The organism is Rhodopseudomonas faecalis (assembly GCF_003217325.1).
Taxonomy (GTDB): Bacteria; Pseudomonadota; Alphaproteobacteria; order Rhizobiales; family Xanthobacteraceae; genus Rhodopseudomonas; species Rhodopseudomonas faecalis.
The window spans coordinates 129,108-144,870 of the sequence record NZ_QJTI01000001.1; the positions used below are offsets into that span (position 1 = coordinate 129,108).

20 protein-coding genes are annotated in these 15,763 nt (G+C 63.8%); 8 read left to right on the forward strand and 12 right to left on the reverse strand.

Features of this window, described 5'->3' with window-relative positions; genetic code table 11:
- Window positions 1–141: 141 nt before the first annotated feature.
- Complete coding sequence (locus BJ122_RS00635; RefSeq protein ID WP_110779261.1) at window positions 142–1,689, reverse strand: L,D-transpeptidase; 1,548 nt, start codon at window positions 1,687–1,689, stop codon at window positions 142–144.
- Between the two features lie 284 nt (window positions 1,690–1,973).
- Between BJ122_RS00635 and BJ122_RS00640 the strand changes: the two genes are divergently transcribed.
- Window positions 1,974–2,513 carry a CreA family protein gene (locus BJ122_RS00640; RefSeq protein ID WP_110779436.1) on the forward strand — a complete coding sequence of 180 codons (540 nt, stop codon included), beginning with the start codon at window positions 1,974–1,976 and terminating at the stop codon, window positions 2,511–2,513.
- Here the strand turns inward: BJ122_RS00640 and BJ122_RS00645 are convergent.
- Window positions 2,506–2,751 (reverse strand): hypothetical protein, encoded by a 246-nt coding sequence (locus BJ122_RS00645; protein WP_181418840.1) that lies wholly within the window; start codon window positions 2,749–2,751, stop codon window positions 2,506–2,508. The two genes, BJ122_RS00640 and BJ122_RS00645, sit on opposite strands and share 8 nt — an antisense overlap.
- A gap of 334 nt (window positions 2,752–3,085) precedes the next feature.
- Here BJ122_RS00645 and BJ122_RS00650 point away from each other — a divergent pair, with 334 nt between their 5' ends.
- Window positions 3,086–3,409 carry a hypothetical protein gene (locus BJ122_RS00650; protein WP_245407568.1) on the forward strand — a complete coding sequence of 108 codons (324 nt, stop codon included), beginning with the start codon at window positions 3,086–3,088 and terminating at the stop codon, window positions 3,407–3,409.
- Window positions 3,410–3,689: 280 nt separating this feature from the next.
- Here the strand turns inward: BJ122_RS00650 and BJ122_RS00655 are convergent, their stop codons facing one another.
- A complete protein-coding gene (locus BJ122_RS00655; protein WP_110779264.1) occupies window positions 3,690–4,331 on the reverse strand; it encodes a sensor histidine kinase in 642 nt (213 codons plus the stop codon).
- 203 nt (window positions 4,332–4,534) lie between these two features.
- Entirely contained in the window at window positions 4,535–4,789 is a 255-nt protein-coding gene (locus BJ122_RS00660) for a DUF6719 family protein (RefSeq protein ID WP_181418841.1), read from the reverse strand.
- A 231-nt stretch (window positions 4,790–5,020) separates the two neighbouring features.
- Here BJ122_RS00660 and BJ122_RS00665 point away from each other — a divergent pair, with 231 nt between their 5' ends.
- On the forward strand, window positions 5,021–5,419 hold the full coding sequence (locus BJ122_RS00665; RefSeq protein WP_110779265.1) for a PaaI family thioesterase: 399 nt from the start codon (window positions 5,021–5,023) through the stop codon (window positions 5,417–5,419).
- A gap of 284 nt (window positions 5,420–5,703) precedes the next feature.
- Entirely contained in the window at window positions 5,704–6,342 is a 639-nt protein-coding gene (locus tag BJ122_RS00670; RefSeq protein ID WP_110779266.1) for a GNAT family N-acetyltransferase, read from the forward strand.
- Window positions 6,343–6,482: 140 nt separating this feature from the next.
- On the opposite strand, the gene BJ122_RS00675 is transcribed toward BJ122_RS00670, so the two are convergent.
- Together BJ122_RS00675 and BJ122_RS00680 are read right to left on the reverse strand one after the other, a co-directional pair.
- Complete coding sequence (locus tag BJ122_RS00675) at window positions 6,483–6,782, reverse strand: hypothetical protein (protein ID WP_110779267.1); 300 nt, start codon at window positions 6,780–6,782, stop codon at window positions 6,483–6,485.
- Window positions 6,783–7,014: 232 nt separating this feature from the next.
- Window positions 7,015–7,188 (reverse strand): DUF1328 domain-containing protein, encoded by a 174-nt coding sequence (locus tag BJ122_RS00680; RefSeq protein WP_110779268.1) that lies wholly within the window; start codon window positions 7,186–7,188, stop codon window positions 7,015–7,017.
- A gap of 199 nt (window positions 7,189–7,387) precedes the next feature.
- Here BJ122_RS00680 and BJ122_RS00685 point away from each other — a divergent pair, with 199 nt between their 5' ends.
- Window positions 7,388–7,918, forward strand: coding sequence for an MgtC/SapB family protein (locus BJ122_RS00685; RefSeq protein ID WP_110779269.1), 531 nt, complete (start codon window positions 7,388–7,390; stop codon window positions 7,916–7,918).
- A gap of 18 nt (window positions 7,919–7,936) precedes the next feature.
- On the opposite strand, the gene BJ122_RS00690 is transcribed toward BJ122_RS00685, so the two are convergent.
- Window positions 7,937–8,407, reverse strand: coding sequence for a hypothetical protein (locus BJ122_RS00690; RefSeq protein ID WP_110779270.1), 471 nt, complete (start codon window positions 8,405–8,407; stop codon window positions 7,937–7,939).
- 202 nt (window positions 8,408–8,609) lie between these two features.
- Between BJ122_RS00690 and BJ122_RS00695 the strand changes: the two genes are divergently transcribed.
- On the forward strand, window positions 8,610–9,419 hold the full coding sequence (locus tag BJ122_RS00695; protein WP_245407569.1) for a tetratricopeptide repeat protein: 810 nt from the start codon (window positions 8,610–8,612) through the stop codon (window positions 9,417–9,419).
- 60 nt (window positions 9,420–9,479) lie between these two features.
- On the opposite strand, the gene BJ122_RS00700 is transcribed toward BJ122_RS00695, so the two are convergent.
- The 5 genes from BJ122_RS00700 to BJ122_RS00720 form a co-directional block, all read right to left on the reverse strand.
- Window positions 9,480–10,241: a tyrosine-protein phosphatase gene (locus BJ122_RS00700; protein WP_110779272.1), complete on the reverse strand. Its 762-nt coding sequence runs from the start codon at window positions 10,239–10,241 to the stop codon at window positions 9,480–9,482.
- 54 nt (window positions 10,242–10,295) lie between these two features.
- Entirely contained in the window at window positions 10,296–10,901 is a 606-nt protein-coding gene (locus tag BJ122_RS00705) for a CPBP family glutamic-type intramembrane protease (protein ID WP_110779273.1), read from the reverse strand.
- 45 nt (window positions 10,902–10,946) lie between these two features.
- The gene (locus BJ122_RS00710; RefSeq protein WP_146227125.1) at window positions 10,947–11,192 is read right to left on the reverse strand and encodes a hypothetical protein; all 246 of its coding nucleotides are present in this window, start codon (window positions 11,190–11,192) and stop codon (window positions 10,947–10,949) included.
- 86 nt (window positions 11,193–11,278) lie between these two features.
- A complete protein-coding gene (locus BJ122_RS00715) occupies window positions 11,279–12,700 on the reverse strand; it encodes a sensor histidine kinase (RefSeq protein WP_347337796.1) in 1,422 nt (473 codons plus the stop codon).
- 191 nt (window positions 12,701–12,891) lie between these two features.
- Window positions 12,892–13,593, reverse strand: coding sequence for a hypothetical protein (locus BJ122_RS00720; protein ID WP_110779276.1), 702 nt, complete (start codon window positions 13,591–13,593; stop codon window positions 12,892–12,894).
- A 652-nt stretch (window positions 13,594–14,245) separates the two neighbouring features.
- On the opposite strand from BJ122_RS00720, the gene BJ122_RS00725 reads away from it, so the two are divergent.
- Both BJ122_RS00725 and BJ122_RS00730 read left to right on the forward strand, forming a co-directional pair.
- Window positions 14,246–14,680, forward strand: coding sequence for a bacteriohemerythrin (locus tag BJ122_RS00725; protein WP_110779277.1), 435 nt, complete (start codon window positions 14,246–14,248; stop codon window positions 14,678–14,680).
- Between the two features lie 13 nt (window positions 14,681–14,693).
- Window positions 14,694–15,746: an HD-GYP domain-containing protein gene (locus tag BJ122_RS00730; RefSeq protein ID WP_110779278.1), complete on the forward strand. Its 1,053-nt coding sequence runs from the start codon at window positions 14,694–14,696 to the stop codon at window positions 15,744–15,746.
- Window positions 15,747–15,763 lie beyond the last annotated feature (17 nt).

The following is a 15,763-nucleotide window of genomic DNA, read 5'->3' on the forward strand; positions in this document are numbered from 1 at the left end:
CCTGGCGAGAATCATGGTCTCGTCTCGCCTGTATTTTTGAAGCCTAGTGGTTGCCGCGCCGGTCCGGCAACGGGTTTTTTCCCACCGCTTGCCTTGGCAACTGCAACACTCGTCTGCCTGCGCTGCGCCGCGATCGCGGCTTCAGCGCAGCGGAATGATAAAGCCCGTGCCGGCGCCGGTTTCGCCGCTGGCAATGCCGTGATCGGAGACGATCAGCGAAGCGCCGGTGGACAGTTCCGCGGCAATCCTGGCCATCGCCTCTGCTGGAATTTTCAAGCGATCAAGCGCCTCGGCCGCGCTGTTCGGCTGTGGCTTGGCTTTGACGTCGGCAGCGGCCTCGGCCTTGCGACGCCGGCTGGCGCGGCTGTCATCGTTCGCCTCGGCCTGGCGCGCGGTCTGCGGCATCGACACCACCGACCACGAGATCGCGTTGCCATTGTCCTTGTCGAGCCGCGCGGTGAACACGTGGGTGCCGAGCGGGCGGTCGCTGGCGGTGATTTCGACCGGCACGTCGAACAGCGGCGCAAACTCCTGGCGCACATAGAGCCGCGAATCCTTGCCGCTGATGAAGGCGGCGATCTGGCCGCTGCGCTTGGGCGCCGGTGCGGTCTCAGGCTTGGCTGCGGCATCGGTGCCGGGCGCGGCCGGTTTGGCCTCCGCCTCCGCAGCAGCGCCAGCAGCCGGCTTGGTCTCGGCAGCGGCGTCGGCTTTGCTGGCCTCGGCCTTATTGGTCTCAGCCTTGTTGGTCTCGGTCTTGTTCGCCTCAGCCTTGTTGCTCTCAGCCTTATTGGCGTCGGCCTTGCCGGCGTCCGCTTGGCTGTCGGTGCCGCTCTCGGCCTTGGCGGGCGGCGCGGCCTCCTTCGCGGCCGCTGGCTCAGCGGCGGGCGCGCCGGCGTCGGAGGCGGTCGGCGTCGCGCTGGTCAGGCTGCCGGCGTCAGCGGTGCGAATCTGCGCGCGCGGCGCGGCGGTCGGCTCGCTGCTCGGATTGAGCGCAGGCCGCAGATTGAGGTCGGATGGCGGTGCGGCCACAGCTTCGCCAGCATCAGCGCGTGCCGCATCAAGGCGGCCATCTTCCGGGGCGACGGCGTTCTGGGTCGGCGCCGGCTTCTGCGCCACCAGGGTCGGATGGCTGAACGGCTCCGGCGCCACTTCGCCGGGCGTGATCACCACGCGCGAGCCCATGCGCGTCCAGTTCCAGAGCTTCATGGCAAAGCTCATCGGCATGCGGATGCAGCCATGCGACGCCGGATAGCCGGGCAGTGCGCCGGCATGCAGCGCGACCCCGGACCAGGTGATGCGCTGCATGTAAGGCATCGGCGCGCCGCTGTAGAGATTGGAGCGGTGGAACTTGTTTTTTTGGATGATGCTGAACACGCCCATCGGCGTGGAATGGCCGCGCATGCCGGTCGACACCGGCGTCTCCGCGAACAGGCCGTTGGCGTCGTACACCTTCATCGACTGGTGCGCGAGCGACACCGAGATCACCAGCGGCCCTTGCGGCTTGCTGGCCTGCTTGTGCTGCTGCTCGAGCTTGCGATCGATGGTGGGATAGGTCTTTGCACGGCGCTTGGGCGGAGGCGGCGGCGCCGGTTCGTCGTGATAATAGCCGACGTCGGAATCAGGCCAGAACAGCGATCCGAATGCGTCCGCCGTGCTGGTGGTGGCAATCAGGCCCGCCGCAGCCGCCATCACGGCCAGCGGCGTTGCTGAGTTGAAGCGGAGCGTGCAAATTGTTCTGAATCCATGGTGCCAGGCCACGAAATGTCCTCGAATACCGTCGCCGATTGCGGAATCGCTGGGTAGTGTGCGGGGCTGGTCGGCCGTTCACAAGGCTGCCGTCACTCTTCAGCCCATTTTGTTTCAACAGTACCAGAAAAGCCTCACATCTCGTTAATGCCCATAGCGCGAATCGTCGCTCTTTCGGGACGAGATCGCCACTTTAGATAGGCACCACAATGTTGACGGAGACATCGATGACTTTCCGCGATACTCGGCCCTCACGCTTGAAGATCTGGACGCTCGCCGCGCTCGCCGGCGTCTTGCTGACCGGATCGGTGGCGAGCGCCGCCGATGAGCCGGATCTGATCTTTCGTCGCTCGACCGTGTTCAAATGGCTGAGCCCGAACGACAAGCTCGCCACTTACGCCGTCGACGACCCGGAAGTGCAGGGCGTCGCCTGCCATTTCACCGTGCCGGAGCGCGGCGGTTTTAAGGGTTGGCTTGGGCTTGCCGAAGAAGTGTCGGACATCTCGCTGTCGTGCCGGCAGGTCGGTCCGATCAAGTTCAGCGACAAGCTGGAGCAGGGCGACGACATGTTCCGCAAGCGCCGCTCGCTGTTCTTCAAGAAAATGCAGATCGTGCGCGGCTGCGACACCAAGCGCAACGTGCTGGTATACATGGTGTACTCGGACCGCATCATCGAAGGTTCGCCGAAGAACTCGACCTCGTCGGTGCCGATCATGCCGTGGGGGGCCGACACCGAAGTCGCCAAGTGCGGCGACTATTTTAAGTAAGCGGGTTGCCGCTGCTGGCCTGCATGCGCCGCATTGTCGCTGGCGGATGCAGGCCAGGCCGCGCTGCCAGCGCGTCGCCACCGGCCTGCACGAGCCGCGAATCAGTCGCGATCATGGCGATCGCCATCGTCGCGACGATGATGTGGCCAGCGCTGTGTTTCATCGCAGGCGCGCGCATGAAACATTTCATGGTGATAACGAAACCGTTTTTCTTGACTATGAAGCGCTGCTGAAACACCGATTGCGTATCTGCGAAATCATGCAGCGGTAGTTTGGCTGCGACCCGTGACAGGTGATGGCCTGATGCGAGCAGTGAAGCCTATTTCACGTGAACGCGGTGCCTTGTCTCCTGATTGCTGTGGTTGCCGGCAGAGCACCGGCAGCAACGGTTTGGGGTGGGGACGGCACGACATGGCGCGGCGCGGACCATCGCGCGGTGCCAGCCGATGTCGAAGCGGTGAGGGCGTGATGCAGGTGGATGCGCGTCGATGATGCTTCGCAGTGTGGTGTTCGCCAGCATAGTGGTTGCGTTCTGCGCTCCGGCGCATGCCGAATCGAACAACCGGCCGCCGATGCCGGCTCAGCCAAAACTCCAGCTCCATAGCTGGTCGCTGAAACCCACCGATCGCCGCATCGAATTCATCCGCGCCTGCACCACCCACATGTCCGGACGCTGGGCGCACCCGCAACAAGTGTGCGGCTGCCTGCATGATCACGCCGTCGCGGTGGTGGAGGATGCCGATTTGCGCGAAGCGCTGCTGCGCGGCATCGGCGAGACCGGCGTGCCGCGGATCGAGGTCGATTGGGTGCCGCCTTCGAAGCAGCCGCTGATCGCGCCGACCTTCACCCAGATCGCGCGCCCGACCATGCAGTGCATGTTCGACCCGCTGACCTGACGGACATTGCCTCGCCGGGGGCTCGACACGCGAGCCGGGGGCCGCTGAGAGCTTTGTCGGTTCGGATGGAATCAGAGCCGAAGCGCTCTCATTTGGTTTTCTGACGCGCTGGCCCCGTCATTGCAAGCGCAGCGAAGCAATCCAGCACTCCAATAAGCGTCACTCATGGATTGCTTCGTCGGCTGCGCCGCCTCGCAATTGTGCAATGACGAAACACGTCCAGCTCGAACACACTGTGCACCCCTGCGGGCGCCTCGGTTGACCACTTGGCCGGCGTCGCTCAGCTCATTGGCACCGTCATGTCAAAGCGCAGGCCACCGGCCGTGTTAGCCCAGATGCCGTCGCCGTGCATGCGCTCGCATAGCGATTGAATCAGCCGCATCCCCACCTTGCCGTCGCGCATCATGTCGAAATCGTCAGGAAAGCCGGGGCCGTCGTCCTGGTAGCTGAAGCGCAGCAGGTCGGGGCGTGGCCGGCTGCAGACCATCGTCACCCGGCATGGCTCGTTCGCCGAGCTGGCATGTTTCAGCGAATTGGAAATCAGTTCGGCGGTGAGCAGCCCGAGCGGCAGCGCCACGCGGAACGGCACCAGATGTTCGGGGCGGCAATCGACGATGAACTCGGTCGGCTGCGGCGCCAGCGCCTGTGCGCTGTTACGGCACACCTGTTGTAGGTAGCTGCTGAGTTGCACGCCGCCCGTCATCGATTCGATCAGCAGGTTGTGCAGCGCACCGACGGCGTCGATGCGATCGGCGATCTCCAATAGCGCCGCCTGCGGGTCGGAAAGATCGGCCTTGAAGGCACGCAGCCGGATCACGCCGCTGATCATTGTCAGGCTCTTGGCGATCCGATAATCGGCTTCGCCGCGCAGATTGAATCGGGGCGCGTCGCCGCGCTTGGATGAGGATGCCTGAAACGCCATGGCTGCACCTCCGCAAAGGAATCCGCGTAATTGCAAGCCTGAGAACAGTTACTTCCGCGCGCGTCGTCAACCAAGGAAACTACGAGTTTCGCTGCGGGCGTGCCAATAGCACTACCAAAGTCCTTCAGCCGCGCAGGGCGAAGGTTGATGAGGACGGTTGCTGTGCTGGGCGCTGGCGTCGCAGCTCTCTGTGAGCGTAGTTACTATTTTCTCACGACGCGCGGCACGCACTTGCTGCTGCGGGCAACGCCATCTGGAGTGAGGGTGGTGCCGGTGACTTCCTTGATCTGGCCGGTCGGGCACGAGCCGTCATCGACCTGAATGCGCTGACCAAGCCGAAGGCTGACGATGTCGCTCTCGCGCGACACCACCTGAGCCTGCGCGGCCATGCTGAACGCGGTGACGCCGACAGCTGCCAGCAGCACGGCGCGGATCGAGAACAAACGAGAGTGAGTCATGATGGAACCGTTCAACAACAATGGAACCGGTAGCGCGGCGGCGCCGCGATCCCAGGCAAACAGGATTTGATTTGCATGCTAACGATCCGGTCCCGATTCTCAAAGCCGCGGGCCCGGAATCGCCTGCGATCGCCGCGCGGCGTGCAGCGCCATTTGCCGCGATCCCATCAATAGCTGCGTGCTGGCGCCGGCTTTGGCCGGGGCAGGTGGCTGCGCCGCGAGGAGGGAACCATGAGGCCGCTTGAGACCATCAAGTCGTTTCCGCTGCCTTTCGCCACCTTGATGGGGGTGACTTTCACCGAGGCGTCGCCGGAACGGGTAGTCGCCAGCCTGTTGGTGCGGGACGATCTGTGCACGGTCGGCCAGATCCTGCATGGCGGCGCGGCGATGGCGCTGGCCGACAGCGTCGGCGCGGCGGCGACCGTGCTCAATCTGCCGGCCGATGCCAAGGGCACCGCCACGCTGGAAAGCAAGACCAACTTCATCGGCCCGGCGCCCATGGGTGTCACTGTCTACGCGGTTGCCACCCCGGTGCATCGCGGGCGCCGGACTCAGGTCTGGCAGACCCGAATCGAGACCGACGAGGGCGGTCTGGTGGCGGTGGTAACCCAGACCCAGATGGTGCTGTAAAGCCCAGAGAATGTCGCATCGCAATACCCACAAAACGGGTATCAGGATATAGTGCAACCGGCCGCTGCAGGGCGGGTCGGATTACGGTACCGGCCGGCCTTGATCTATCTTAAGTACCGCTTAACGCTACGATTCTAACCTTGCAAAACCTAGGTTTCGCAACAGGGCACATAGGGGCCTGATCGACACGCATAACCAATGATCTTGTGTTATATGGTGCATCGCACAATATAGGTCACCGAGGGCCAGGACGCCTCAGGCCTGCCGCGAGGAGCGTTGATGCAATGAGCGACGTTGGTACTGGTCAGACGCCTGCCAAATGCCGGGTCAGGTCGCTGATCAATCAGGAACTCCCTTTGTTGAAAGACCACCTGATGCGGCTCGATTCCGAGAGCCGCCGGGACCGGTTCAACGGCTATGCCGATCAAGGTTTCGTCGAGAACTACACCGCCAAATGCGCGGGCGACGGCACCATCATCATGGCCTATTTCGCCGAGGATGGCGCCGTGCACGCGGCCGCCGAACTCCATCAGCCGGACTTGTCGTCGGACTCGTTGCCGGAACTCGCCTTCAGCGTCGAATCGCATTTGCGGCGCAAAGGGGTGGGCAGCATCCTGTTCAAGAAGCTGATCGCGGTCGCTACCGAGCTCGGCTACGAGAGGGCGCGTATCACCACCGGTTCCCAGAACCAGGCGATGCGGGCGCTGGCCAACAAGTTCGGCGCGCATCTGACGTTCCGTCAGGGCGAGTCGACCGGCGTGATCGAGCTGCATCCCAACATCGATGCACCGAGCTTCACCAATCCGCAGCCCGAACCGCTGCGCAACGATGTACCGCCCGATGCCGCGACCGCGCTGATCGATTTCAATCAGACCTGCTGGAAGCTGTTTCTGACGATGTCGGGGGCGAGCAAGCCGGCGTGATCAAGGCGGCGCACGCGCCGTCGCTCCGCTAGATGCCGCCGACATTGCAGATGCCATAGCTCAAACAAAAAGCGCGCTGGCCATGTCAGCGCGCTTTTTCTTTGAAGCTGATCTTGCTGATCGCTGATAGCGAAGGCGAACTACCCAACCCGCTTGTCGAGCGACGCGAAACGGCGCGTGACGCGGCGTTCCACCACCACCGAGCGCTGAGCGCCCTGTTCACCGGCGATCACGCGCGTGGTACGCGCGGCGACACGGCTGGCTTTCCGCACTTCGTTCTGCACGTCTTCGATCGGCAGTCCCATCAGCGACGCGGCGATTTCAGCCTGATGAGTGGGATCATCAGTGATGCCCATCGCAGCGAAGATGGCTTCCTCCAGTGTCGGCGGGTCGCGCCGCACACGTCGAACGCCATATTTCGTATTCCAATCACCGCTCATCGCGCCGGGCCTATTTTGTGTTGCGTGCTGACTAGCGGAAGCCTTGCGGCGGCTCAATGAGTTATATGGCCGCGGCGCTTCACGCGGGTCGTATCTGCCCGCATCGTCCCAGAGGCGCGTTGCGCCAGATCAATGTGGACTATTCAATCCACTGGCGCGTCAAAATTGCCCGCAAAGGTTGCGCGGCGGTTCGCTACGTGATGTCGCAGCGCGCGGTTGTGAACACGCGCGCTCACGATCTGAAGATGGTGAGACCCAGCACCAACAGCAGCAGGAAGACCGCTAAAAATACGTAGAACAGGATGCGGGCGAGATCGGCGGAGGCCGCGGAAATCCCGGTGAAGCCGAGGATGCCGGCGACCACGGAAATTACGAAGAAGATCAGCGCCCACTTCAAGATCGTCATCAAAGCCTCCGGCAATGCTTGCGCTGCGACTGAACGGAAGCGCGCTGCAATAGTTCCCTTGCTGGCACCGCCGCGACGTCGCTTGGCGCATCATTGTCGCCGGGCAGCGGGCGTCGTTTGCCAATTAGTAACGATGTTTGTGATGGTCGCCGCGGCCATCGATCTTGCGAACAACAACGCGGCAGCGAGGAGGAGGCTTATGGAACGGCTGTTGGAAGTTGTGGCCAATCTCCATACGGAACGGCTGCTGGAACTGTCGGGCACTGTGTTGCCGCATCTGACGGCGTTGCTGATCGCCTATGTGCTGGCGCTGCCGATCGGCTGGAATCGCGAGCGCGCCGAACGCAGCGCCGGTCTGCGCACGTTTCCGCTGGTGGCGCTGGCAACTTGCGGCGTGGTGCAGGCCACCGAGACCGTGCTGAACGGTCATCCCGAGGGCACCGCCCGGATCATCGAAGGGCTGATGACCGGCATGGGCTTCATCGGTGGCGGTGCGATTTTGAAGACCGACAACGCGGTTCACGGCACGGCCACCGCCGCCAGCCTGTGGGCGACCGGCGCCACCGGCGCGGCGGTCGGTCTCGGCGCGTATGATGTCGCGGTGGTGGTGTCGCTACTGACGTTTCTGACGCTGTCGGCGCTGGTGCCGTTCAAGAAGGAGGGCAATGGCGACGATGACAAGCCGCCCGCGCGGGGCCGTGGCGATCAGCAGCAGGACCGCGCGAACTGAGCGATCTGGTGGCGACGATTAGTTGCTGGGCCGGTTGCGGCGCAGCCGCGCGATTACGCCGGCTGCGACCTGCATGCTGGTGCCGATCAGCCAGAGCGCCGCAATCAGCAGCACGATGCCGATCCACAGCCGCTCATCGACCACGATCAGATACACCGACAGCACCGCGGTCAGCGCCGCGAAGAAAGTGCCGGCTGCGCTCAGCAGTTCGACCGTATCGGTCTTGGCAGCGTGCTGTTCGGCGATCGCCGGATCAGGCTTATGCAGCGGCGGCGGCAGATCGACGCCGAGATAGAAGCCGAGGCCGCCATACACGGTCATGGCGAGCGCGGCGATGCCGGCACCCATGTCGATATTGGCGCGGATCATCAGCGCGGCGACGAACAGGCCGCACGAGGCGCCAGCCATCGCGAGGCCGCTGCGCTCAAATACATGAGCCCATTTGCTGACGGTGGAACGATTGTCCCAGGTTGCATGGCGCTTGGTCATGTATTCAGATTAGCAGGTTTCACGGCGCCGTTCACCTGCTTGCTGAGCATTTGCCGCAATGATCTTCGTCGGTATACCGATGCGGGGCAAGACGTGCTTCCTGCTGACGCCGGGGCCGGTCTCGGCTAAATGCAGCGGCTCCGTGCCGAAGACAGATGAGAGGTTTGCGATGCGCCGTTCCATTCCCCTGATGCTGGCCGCCATGATCAGTTCGGCCGTGACGGCGCAAGCTTGGTGGCTGACGCCGGCGGCGGCGCAATCGGCGGATCTGGTGCTATGCGATCGGCTCGCCGCCGATCCGACCGACCCGGACAAGCCGGCCGATGTTCGCGGGGTGGGCGAGGTCGCGGCCGGCGATGTCGCGACCGCGATCAAATTCTGCAAGACGGCATCGGCCAGCTCGCGCCGCGCGCTCTATCAGCTCGGCCGCGCCTATGCCGCCAATGGCCAGGGTGCCGAGGCGATCGCGGCGTTCCGCAAGGCGGCCGACAAGGGCAGCAGCGCGGCGATGGTTGAACTCGGTGTTGCCTATGCCACCGGCGCCGGCGTCGCCAGGGATGAAGCCGCCGCCCGGCAGATGCTGGAGCGGGCCGCCAATGCCGGCAATCCGCGCGGCATCAGCAATCTGGCGGCGCTATCGGGCGGCGGTGCGCCGGCCGATCCGGCGCGCGCCCGCACGCTGCTGCAGAAGGCGGCCGAGAGCAACGCCGAGGCGCAGTATCAGCTCGGGCTGCTGCTGGCGGAAGGCCAGGGCGGCCCCAAGGACGAGGTGGGCGCGCGGGCGCTGTTCGAAAAGGCCGCGGCGCAGAACCACCCGGGCGCGCTCGAGCGCATGGGCGCATTCGCGCAGGCCGGGCGCGGCGGACCGCAGGATAGCGCGGCCGCCAAGGCCTACTATCAGCGCGCCGCCGATGCCGGCAATGAAGCGGCCAAGGCGGCGCTGAAGCGCGCCGACTGCCCCTATACGCTGAAAGACAAGCGCGGCAACGTGGTCAGCAATCTCTGCTTCTGACGATCGCCGAGGTTCTGACCGGCGCGGCGCTTGCGGCCGCGCCCACGCCACACGTCGAGATTAGGTGATATCGCGGTCGAGATAGCGCGCCTGCAGCTCGCGGCGCTCTGAGGGACCGACGCCGAGGCCTTCGGCGAGATAGTTTTCCAGATCGCCAAAATCCTCGCGCACCGCGGCGAATGCGGCATCGAGGAACGAGGTCTCGACCGAGACCAGCACCGCCTTGATATCATCCGGCAGCGGGATGCTCTTGTCGGTGACCGGATCGAGCCGATAGAACTGATTGGTGAGCAGATAGTCAGTCACCACCAGCTCATGCGCAACGCCGAGCGCGCTCAGCACCATCGCGCAGGCAAAGCCGGTGCGGTCCTTGCCGGCGGTGCAGTGGATCACCAGCGGCGCGTGATCTTCGAGCAGATGCGTCATCAACTGCCGGAATGCCGGCGTGTTGTTGCGGACATAGTCGCGATAGGAGTCACGCATCATTTCCGCAGCGTCGTCGGCGGTCAGCGGCTGGCCGGAGGCGACATGCGAGGTCAGCGCGCTATAGATCGCCGGCTCGATCGGCAGCGAATGCACCTCAATATCGTCGACGCAGCACAGTGTCGGCAAGCGCTCCGACACACCGCGCAGGTCGAATGCGGTTTTGACGCCGAGCGTGCGGATCTGCGCGATGTCGGTCTCGGTCAGCAGACCAAGATGATTGGAGCGGAACAATTGCCGCCAGCGCACCGGTCGGCCGTTGGCGCCAGGATAGCCGCCAAGATCGCGGAAGTTGCAGGCGCCAGTGAGAGCGAGATGTCGGGATACAGAATCGTGCATGGCGGGCAGTTTAGCCGGGCCGGGTGGCGAAGCCATGACGCAATTGCGCGCGGCTCACGCCAGCCCGAGCGAGAACGCCAGCGTGCCGATGGTGGCGTGCGACAGGATCAGCGGCCACAGGTTGCGCATTTTTAGATAGGCGGTGCCCCACACCAGACCGAGCAGGAAGGTGTTGAGCAGCAGCAGGCCGTCGCCATAGGCGATGTGGATCAGCGAAAACATCGCCGACGAATACAGCACATAGGCAAGACCCGAGATTTGCAGCCGGTCGGTCATCAGTTTGGGGATGGCGCGGCACACCAGTTCCTGACACGGGCTCGACACCAGCACATAGAACGGCGCGAACGACAGCCAGTCGGGCGGTTTGCGGGTGAAGGCGAACAGCTGGGTCTGCAGCAGCATGATCGCGATCAGCCCGACCGTCAGCACCGCGGCGGCGATCCAATGGGCGCGCAGCAGCGGCGGCGCCAGCCCGAGTTCGGCGGCCGAGCAGCCGCTCCACAGGCACAGCGCCACGCACAGCGCCGACACGCCGAGCAGCGCGTGCATGCGGTATTCGAACGGCAGCGCGCCGCCTTGAATGGCAAGGCCGGGGATGGCGAGCAGGGCTGCAAATCCGATCAGCGGGGCGACCGGCCGGGCTTGGCGGAGAAGCGACATGATCGCCCATAACGACCGAGCGCGACGTTTGGTTCCGCTTCCGGCTCAGTAGCCGCCGACCCCGCCGCCGATGCTGGTGGCGCCGCCGAGCTTGATGCAGGTGTCGGAGCCGGCCATCCGAACAAAACCGGGGCCGAACACCGCGCACGGATTGCTGGCCGCGGGACGCTGCGGTTGTTGCTGCGCGGGGCGCTCGCGCGGCGGCGGGCGCTGCGGCTCGGCGAGCGCGGCCGACGCGGCGACCACGCACAGCATGGCAAGGGCAAGCCAGGGGAGGGAGCGAACCGTCATGGTGAAATCCTGGCCCCGCCAGTTGAGCAACGATAGCGCGCCGTGCGCGGCGCCTGCTGGCGCTGTGCTGCGGCGGCGCGCGGCGATCATCCGGTCAGCGCTTCGGTGCGCGCCGGCCAATGCGGGCCGTGGCGATACTGCATCGCTTCGGCCAGCGGCAGCGTGAACCGGAAGATGGTGCCGCCGCCCGGATTGGGCTCGGTGCGGATCGAGCCGCCATGGGCCTGCACGATGGTCTGCGAGATCGACAGGCCGACGCCCATGCCCTCGGCCTTGGTGGTCGAGAACGGCTGAAAGATCCGCTCGGCGATGCTGGCGTCGAGGCCCGGGCCGCAATCGGCGATCACCACCTCGACCATGTCGGCTTCGAGCGGGCCGCTGCCGACGAACAGCTTGCGCTCGCTCTGATCACGCATCGCCTCGAATGCGTTGCGGATCAGGTTCAGGAACACCTGCTGCAGCTGCACCTTGTCGACCATCACCAGGTCGACCGTGGGATCGAGATTGCGCGTCACCTCGACCGGGCGGTCGCGCGAGATCACCGAGGCCAGCGCCAGCGCGTCATCGACAATGGCGCGCAGGCTTTCCGGGGTGCGCTCGGTCTCGCCGCGGCCGACGAAGTCGCGCAGCCGTTGGATCACCGCGCCGGCGCGCAGCGCCTGCTGGGCCGCCTTGTCGAGCGCCGAGCCGATCTTGGCCGCTTCCGGATGCGAGCTCTGATCCAGCATGCGCCGCGAGCCGCGCAGATAATTGGTGACGGCAGCGAGCGGCTGGTTGAGCTCATGCGCCAGCGCGCTGGTCATGCCGCCCATGGTGCCGAGCCGGGCGACCCGCAACAGCTCGGCTTGCAGCCGCTGCAGCCGCAGATCGGATTCCCGCTCGCGCGACAGCGCCCGCTGGTGTTCCAGCAGGAACGCGGTGATGGCCGCGCCGGCGACCGCCAGGATCAGCAGACAGGCGGTGATCAGTGCGGCGTTGAACGTTTCGGAATCGAGCTGCGATTGCCGTTGCATCAGCCGCGCCTGCTCACCACGCATCATGGTCGACAGCATGGTCTCGATGCGCTCGGTGAGCGGTTCGATGCGGGTCTGTTCCAGAATGTCGAGCGCCTGCGGCAGTTTTGCAGGGCCGAGGTCAACCGCGGCCTGCATCTGCGTGATGCGCATCACCGCGACCGCGCGCAGCGCATCGACGCTGGCGACCTGATCACCATTGTCGGACACCAGCGCCCGCAGGCTTTCGAACCGCGACACCAGCTGATCGCGGGTGCGGCCGAAATCGGCGGCGTAGGCATCGATTCCGGTCAGCAGAAAGGCGCGCTCGTTCGATTCCGCTTCCAGCACCGCCTGCTGGATGCCGGCGACCGCGGAGATCACGTCATTGGTGTGCTGCACCCAGGAAAAGCTCTCGCGCAGGCGTACCAGGTTGGACACCAGGACGCTGGCAATGACAATGAATAGCAGTAGTGTCGCCACCAGCAGGCCCGGCGCCAACACTCCGACGGACATTAGTGTTTTCCGAGCCATTCCTGCCCACAGTACCTGTACCCTGCGCTTTTACTGGTCGCTGCCTTGCGCTTCAAGCGCAGCGCTCGCAGAGCGGCAGCGCCAAAATGGGGACGGGCACTAAGCAGCGGGTCGGTTCGCGGTGCGGGGCGGCGGGGAACCGGCTGCACGGACAGTTTGGCCGACGAATGGTCTCATCCGCCGATCGGCTTCACGCTTGCGGTGGCATTGCGCCGGACCAACAGCCAGGCACCGAGCGCGAACGCGCCGGCGCCTGCGGCGGTGAGGCTCTGCTCCAGCCAGTGCAATGACAGCGTCTTGGGCTCGATGCGCGCGATCCGTTGCAGGGCAAACACCATCGCAAAATTCGCCAGAAACAGCGGTGCCAGCCATAGCGCCTGCCGGCGCCAGGATTCGCGCAGCAACAGCAGCGTCAGCGAGAGATTGGCGACACTGGCCAAGATCATCAGCGGCAAGAACCAGCCGCGCTCCAGCGCCAGGCCTAAACTGCGATAGACCGCGATACCGTAACCGGCGCCAATCAGCACCAGCGCCGGTAGCCAGGGCGATGGCCGCGCCGGCGTGCTGCGCGCGGCGTGCCACAAAGCACAGGCGAGCAGAGTGAAGCCCGGCGCCATCAGCGGAAACAGCGCATTGGCCAGCCACGGCAGATCGGGGCCGCCGAGCGCCAGGATCAGTTTCCAGGCGGCCTTGCTGAGCCCCGCCAGCACCACCAGCGCGGTGCCGATCAGCGCCATGCGCGCATCGCTCTGCGACAATTCGCGCACCAGCCGCGCAACGCACAGCAAGGCGAGCGCGGTGAACAGCACCGGCGCAAAATTGGCGAGCGCGAGGTCAAGCCCGAACGCGGGCAGAGCCAGGGGCGAGGATGTCATGCGCGGCAGTGTAGCGTGCCAGCAGCGCCCGACAAGCGGCCCGCCCTCGGCAGTTCGCTGTAGTCGGCATCATGCGGGGAGTGATCTGGGGTAGGTGGTAGATCAACTCGTGACCCTGTAGAGCGCAATAGCGCAGCGTATTGCGCCGCTCGGGGCTTGATAGCGGATCACGCTACCCGCATCCGACCTGCGGGCTGGTCTGACAGCTATCTGTAGCCCGGATGGCCATACGGTGGGCAGGGCGCATTCAAGACGTGACCCATCATGCAGCGAAAAGGACGTCGGACGCTGCAGCGTATCGCGCTTGGAACGCGAATGAGTGTCAGCCCCCCGTCAAGACGCGCTCATCCCGTATTGTTATGATCTACAACGACATTTCTCGTTTGGACGTCCGCTTATTTCAACCTGCAGCAGGTCATAGGAGAAATTGCACCTCATTCAACCGAATTCTCATTCGCCGATGTCTCTGCGTACTTCTGTCTCAAAGTTGACCAAAAGATCAGCCTGTTGGGATTAGTGTTGGACGCCAAGATAATTATTTGGGACGCGCTACGCAGCGGCGAGGTCGTGGCGGATTATCGATTAAGTTTCCGAAAATAAACAAATTATACTCTGACGCGGCCGCGATAGGCGATGACCTGGACAACGAGCGATGACCATTGTTTGGAAGGCTTCGTACGAAATCGATAACGGCATTGTCGACGCCGATCACAAGGCGATCATCGCAGGCATCAACGAAATCCGCGGTCTTCTGGACCAGGAAATCACGTCCGCAAAGTTGATCGAAACAATCCGCGAATTGCGAGCGTTGGCCCTCGCCCATTTTGGGCGGGAAGAACAGCTGCAGGAACTGCTGTTCTTCGCAAATCAGGAAACGCATCACCTCGAACACGTGCAACTGATCGCGGAGCTTGATCAGGTTATTGACGGTCTGAGCACCATTGCCGATACGCTGCCTAGCGCAGCTCGTTTTCGATTAAAGGGCTTTTTCCATCGTTGGATCCTCGGTCATATTCTGACGTCTGACCTTGAAATGCAGCCTTATCTGTCGGGGGCCAAGAGCCCGACCGAAGGTTCGGAAGTGTAAAGCAAGTGAAGCCATGTCGATCAAAACAGCTCAACGGATCAAAGCCGTCACAGACACTCCAGAAAGAGCAAAGCGCCTGAAAGCCGCGCTACAATCTTGCGTCAAAGTCGACCACCTGAATCTCGCGCAGGCGAATGCCGCACGTTCGCCAGCAGACGACCTGATCATTTGGGCCGATTTGAAGGCAGTGGATACGATCTTTGCGATCCGAGGCCTGATCGATATGCATCGCGACGTGGAGCGTCGCTTCTTCGTCATTGACGATCTGAGCCACCTCGCGTCAGCGCAAGCCTATGCATTGGGCGCGACCCACGTACTGATGGCCGATCGTTCGTTGAGCGCATTGCCGACGTTTTTCATTCAACCGAGTTCCTTGATTGCTGAGGGCTCGATTGAGGAGGCCGTTCTCGGCAGCATTCAAGAGCTCAAGAATGCCACCATGGCGTTCGCGAGTGGCGGCGAAGTCGATGTCGCCAGCCTTGAGAGCTGTGCCGATCCGACGATTAGCGCGCTGACGCAAAACGGCATTTCCGGGTGGCTCGACGTCGTTCGTGGTCACCACGAGGCGACTTATCAGCATGCGCTGCTGGTCACCGGCGTTCTGGTCGATTTTGGCATTAGCCTGGGGCTTCGTCCGGCCGATCTGCGGACGCTCCATCTGGCGGCTATGTTACATGACATCGGCAAGGCCAAAATCCCGATCGGCATTCTCGATAAGCCGGGCCGTCTGGCAGACACCGAGCGAGCGATCATTGAACTCCATCCGGTGATTGCTTTCGAGGCGCTCAAGCGCAATTCGCGCGTGCCGCCAGAAGTGCTCGACGCGGTCCGGCATCATCATGAGTATCTCGACGGCACAGGGTATCCGGATCGATTGTCGGGAGCACAGATCAGCGACATCGCGCGGATGACCACCATCGCCGATATCTTTGGCGCGCTGATCGAGGAGCGGCAGTATAAAGCAGCGATGCCGCGCGAACAGGCCTATGGCGTGCTGCGCCAGATGACCACGCGGCTCGAAGGAGCGCTGGTCGGTGCTTTCGAAGCGGTCGCGCTGGAACGGTAGTTTAGCGCACGCCGCTC

Excerpts from the sequence above, each read along its gene's own strand:
- BJ122_RS00720 (WP_110779276.1), bottom strand. The coding sequence starts at position 13,593 with ATGACATCCTCGCCCCTGGCTCTGCCCGCGTTCGGGCTTGACCTCGCG.
- BJ122_RS00715 (WP_347337796.1), bottom strand. The coding sequence starts at position 12,700 with ATGTCCGTCGGAGTGTTGGCGCCGGGCCTGCTGGTGGCGACACTACTG.
- BJ122_RS00640 (WP_110779436.1), top strand. The coding sequence starts at position 1,974 with ATGACTTTCCGCGATACTCGGCCCTCACGCTTGAAGATCTGGACGCTC.
- BJ122_RS00685 (WP_110779269.1), top strand. The coding sequence starts at position 7,388 with ATGGAACGGCTGTTGGAAGTTGTGGCCAATCTCCATACGGAACGGCTG.
- BJ122_RS00710 (WP_146227125.1), bottom strand. The coding sequence starts at position 11,192 with ATGACGGTTCGCTCCCTCCCCTGGCTTGCCCTTGCCATGCTGTGCGTG.
- BJ122_RS00730 (WP_110779278.1), top strand. The coding sequence starts at position 14,694 with ATGTCGATCAAAACAGCTCAACGGATCAAAGCCGTCACAGACACTCCA.
- BJ122_RS00700 (WP_110779272.1), bottom strand. The coding sequence starts at position 10,241 with ATGCACGATTCTGTATCCCGACATCTCGCTCTCACTGGCGCCTGCAAC.
- BJ122_RS00690 (WP_110779270.1), bottom strand. The coding sequence starts at position 8,407 with ATGACCAAGCGCCATGCAACCTGGGACAATCGTTCCACCGTCAGCAAA.
- BJ122_RS00675 (WP_110779267.1), bottom strand. The coding sequence starts at position 6,782 with ATGAGCGGTGATTGGAATACGAAATATGGCGTTCGACGTGTGCGGCGC.
- BJ122_RS00670 (WP_110779266.1), top strand. The coding sequence starts at position 5,704 with ATGAGCGACGTTGGTACTGGTCAGACGCCTGCCAAATGCCGGGTCAGG.
- BJ122_RS00660 (WP_181418841.1), bottom strand. The coding sequence starts at position 4,789 with ATGACTCACTCTCGTTTGTTCTCGATCCGCGCCGTGCTGCTGGCAGCT.
- BJ122_RS00635 (WP_110779261.1), bottom strand. The coding sequence starts at position 1,689 with ATGGCGGCTGCGGCGGGCCTGATTGCCACCACCAGCACGGCGGACGCA.
- BJ122_RS00665 (WP_110779265.1), top strand. The coding sequence starts at position 5,021 with ATGAGGCCGCTTGAGACCATCAAGTCGTTTCCGCTGCCTTTCGCCACC.
- BJ122_RS00705 (WP_110779273.1), bottom strand. The coding sequence starts at position 10,901 with ATGTCGCTTCTCCGCCAAGCCCGGCCGGTCGCCCCGCTGATCGGATTT.
- BJ122_RS00695 (WP_245407569.1), top strand. The coding sequence starts at position 8,610 with ATGATCAGTTCGGCCGTGACGGCGCAAGCTTGGTGGCTGACGCCGGCG.
- BJ122_RS00655 (WP_110779264.1), bottom strand. The coding sequence starts at position 4,331 with ATGGCGTTTCAGGCATCCTCATCCAAGCGCGGCGACGCGCCCCGATTC.
- BJ122_RS00680 (WP_110779268.1), bottom strand. The coding sequence starts at position 7,188 with ATGACGATCTTGAAGTGGGCGCTGATCTTCTTCGTAATTTCCGTGGTC.
- BJ122_RS00650 (WP_245407568.1), top strand. The coding sequence starts at position 3,086 with ATGCCGGCTCAGCCAAAACTCCAGCTCCATAGCTGGTCGCTGAAACCC.
- BJ122_RS00725 (WP_110779277.1), top strand. The coding sequence starts at position 14,246 with ATGACCATTGTTTGGAAGGCTTCGTACGAAATCGATAACGGCATTGTC.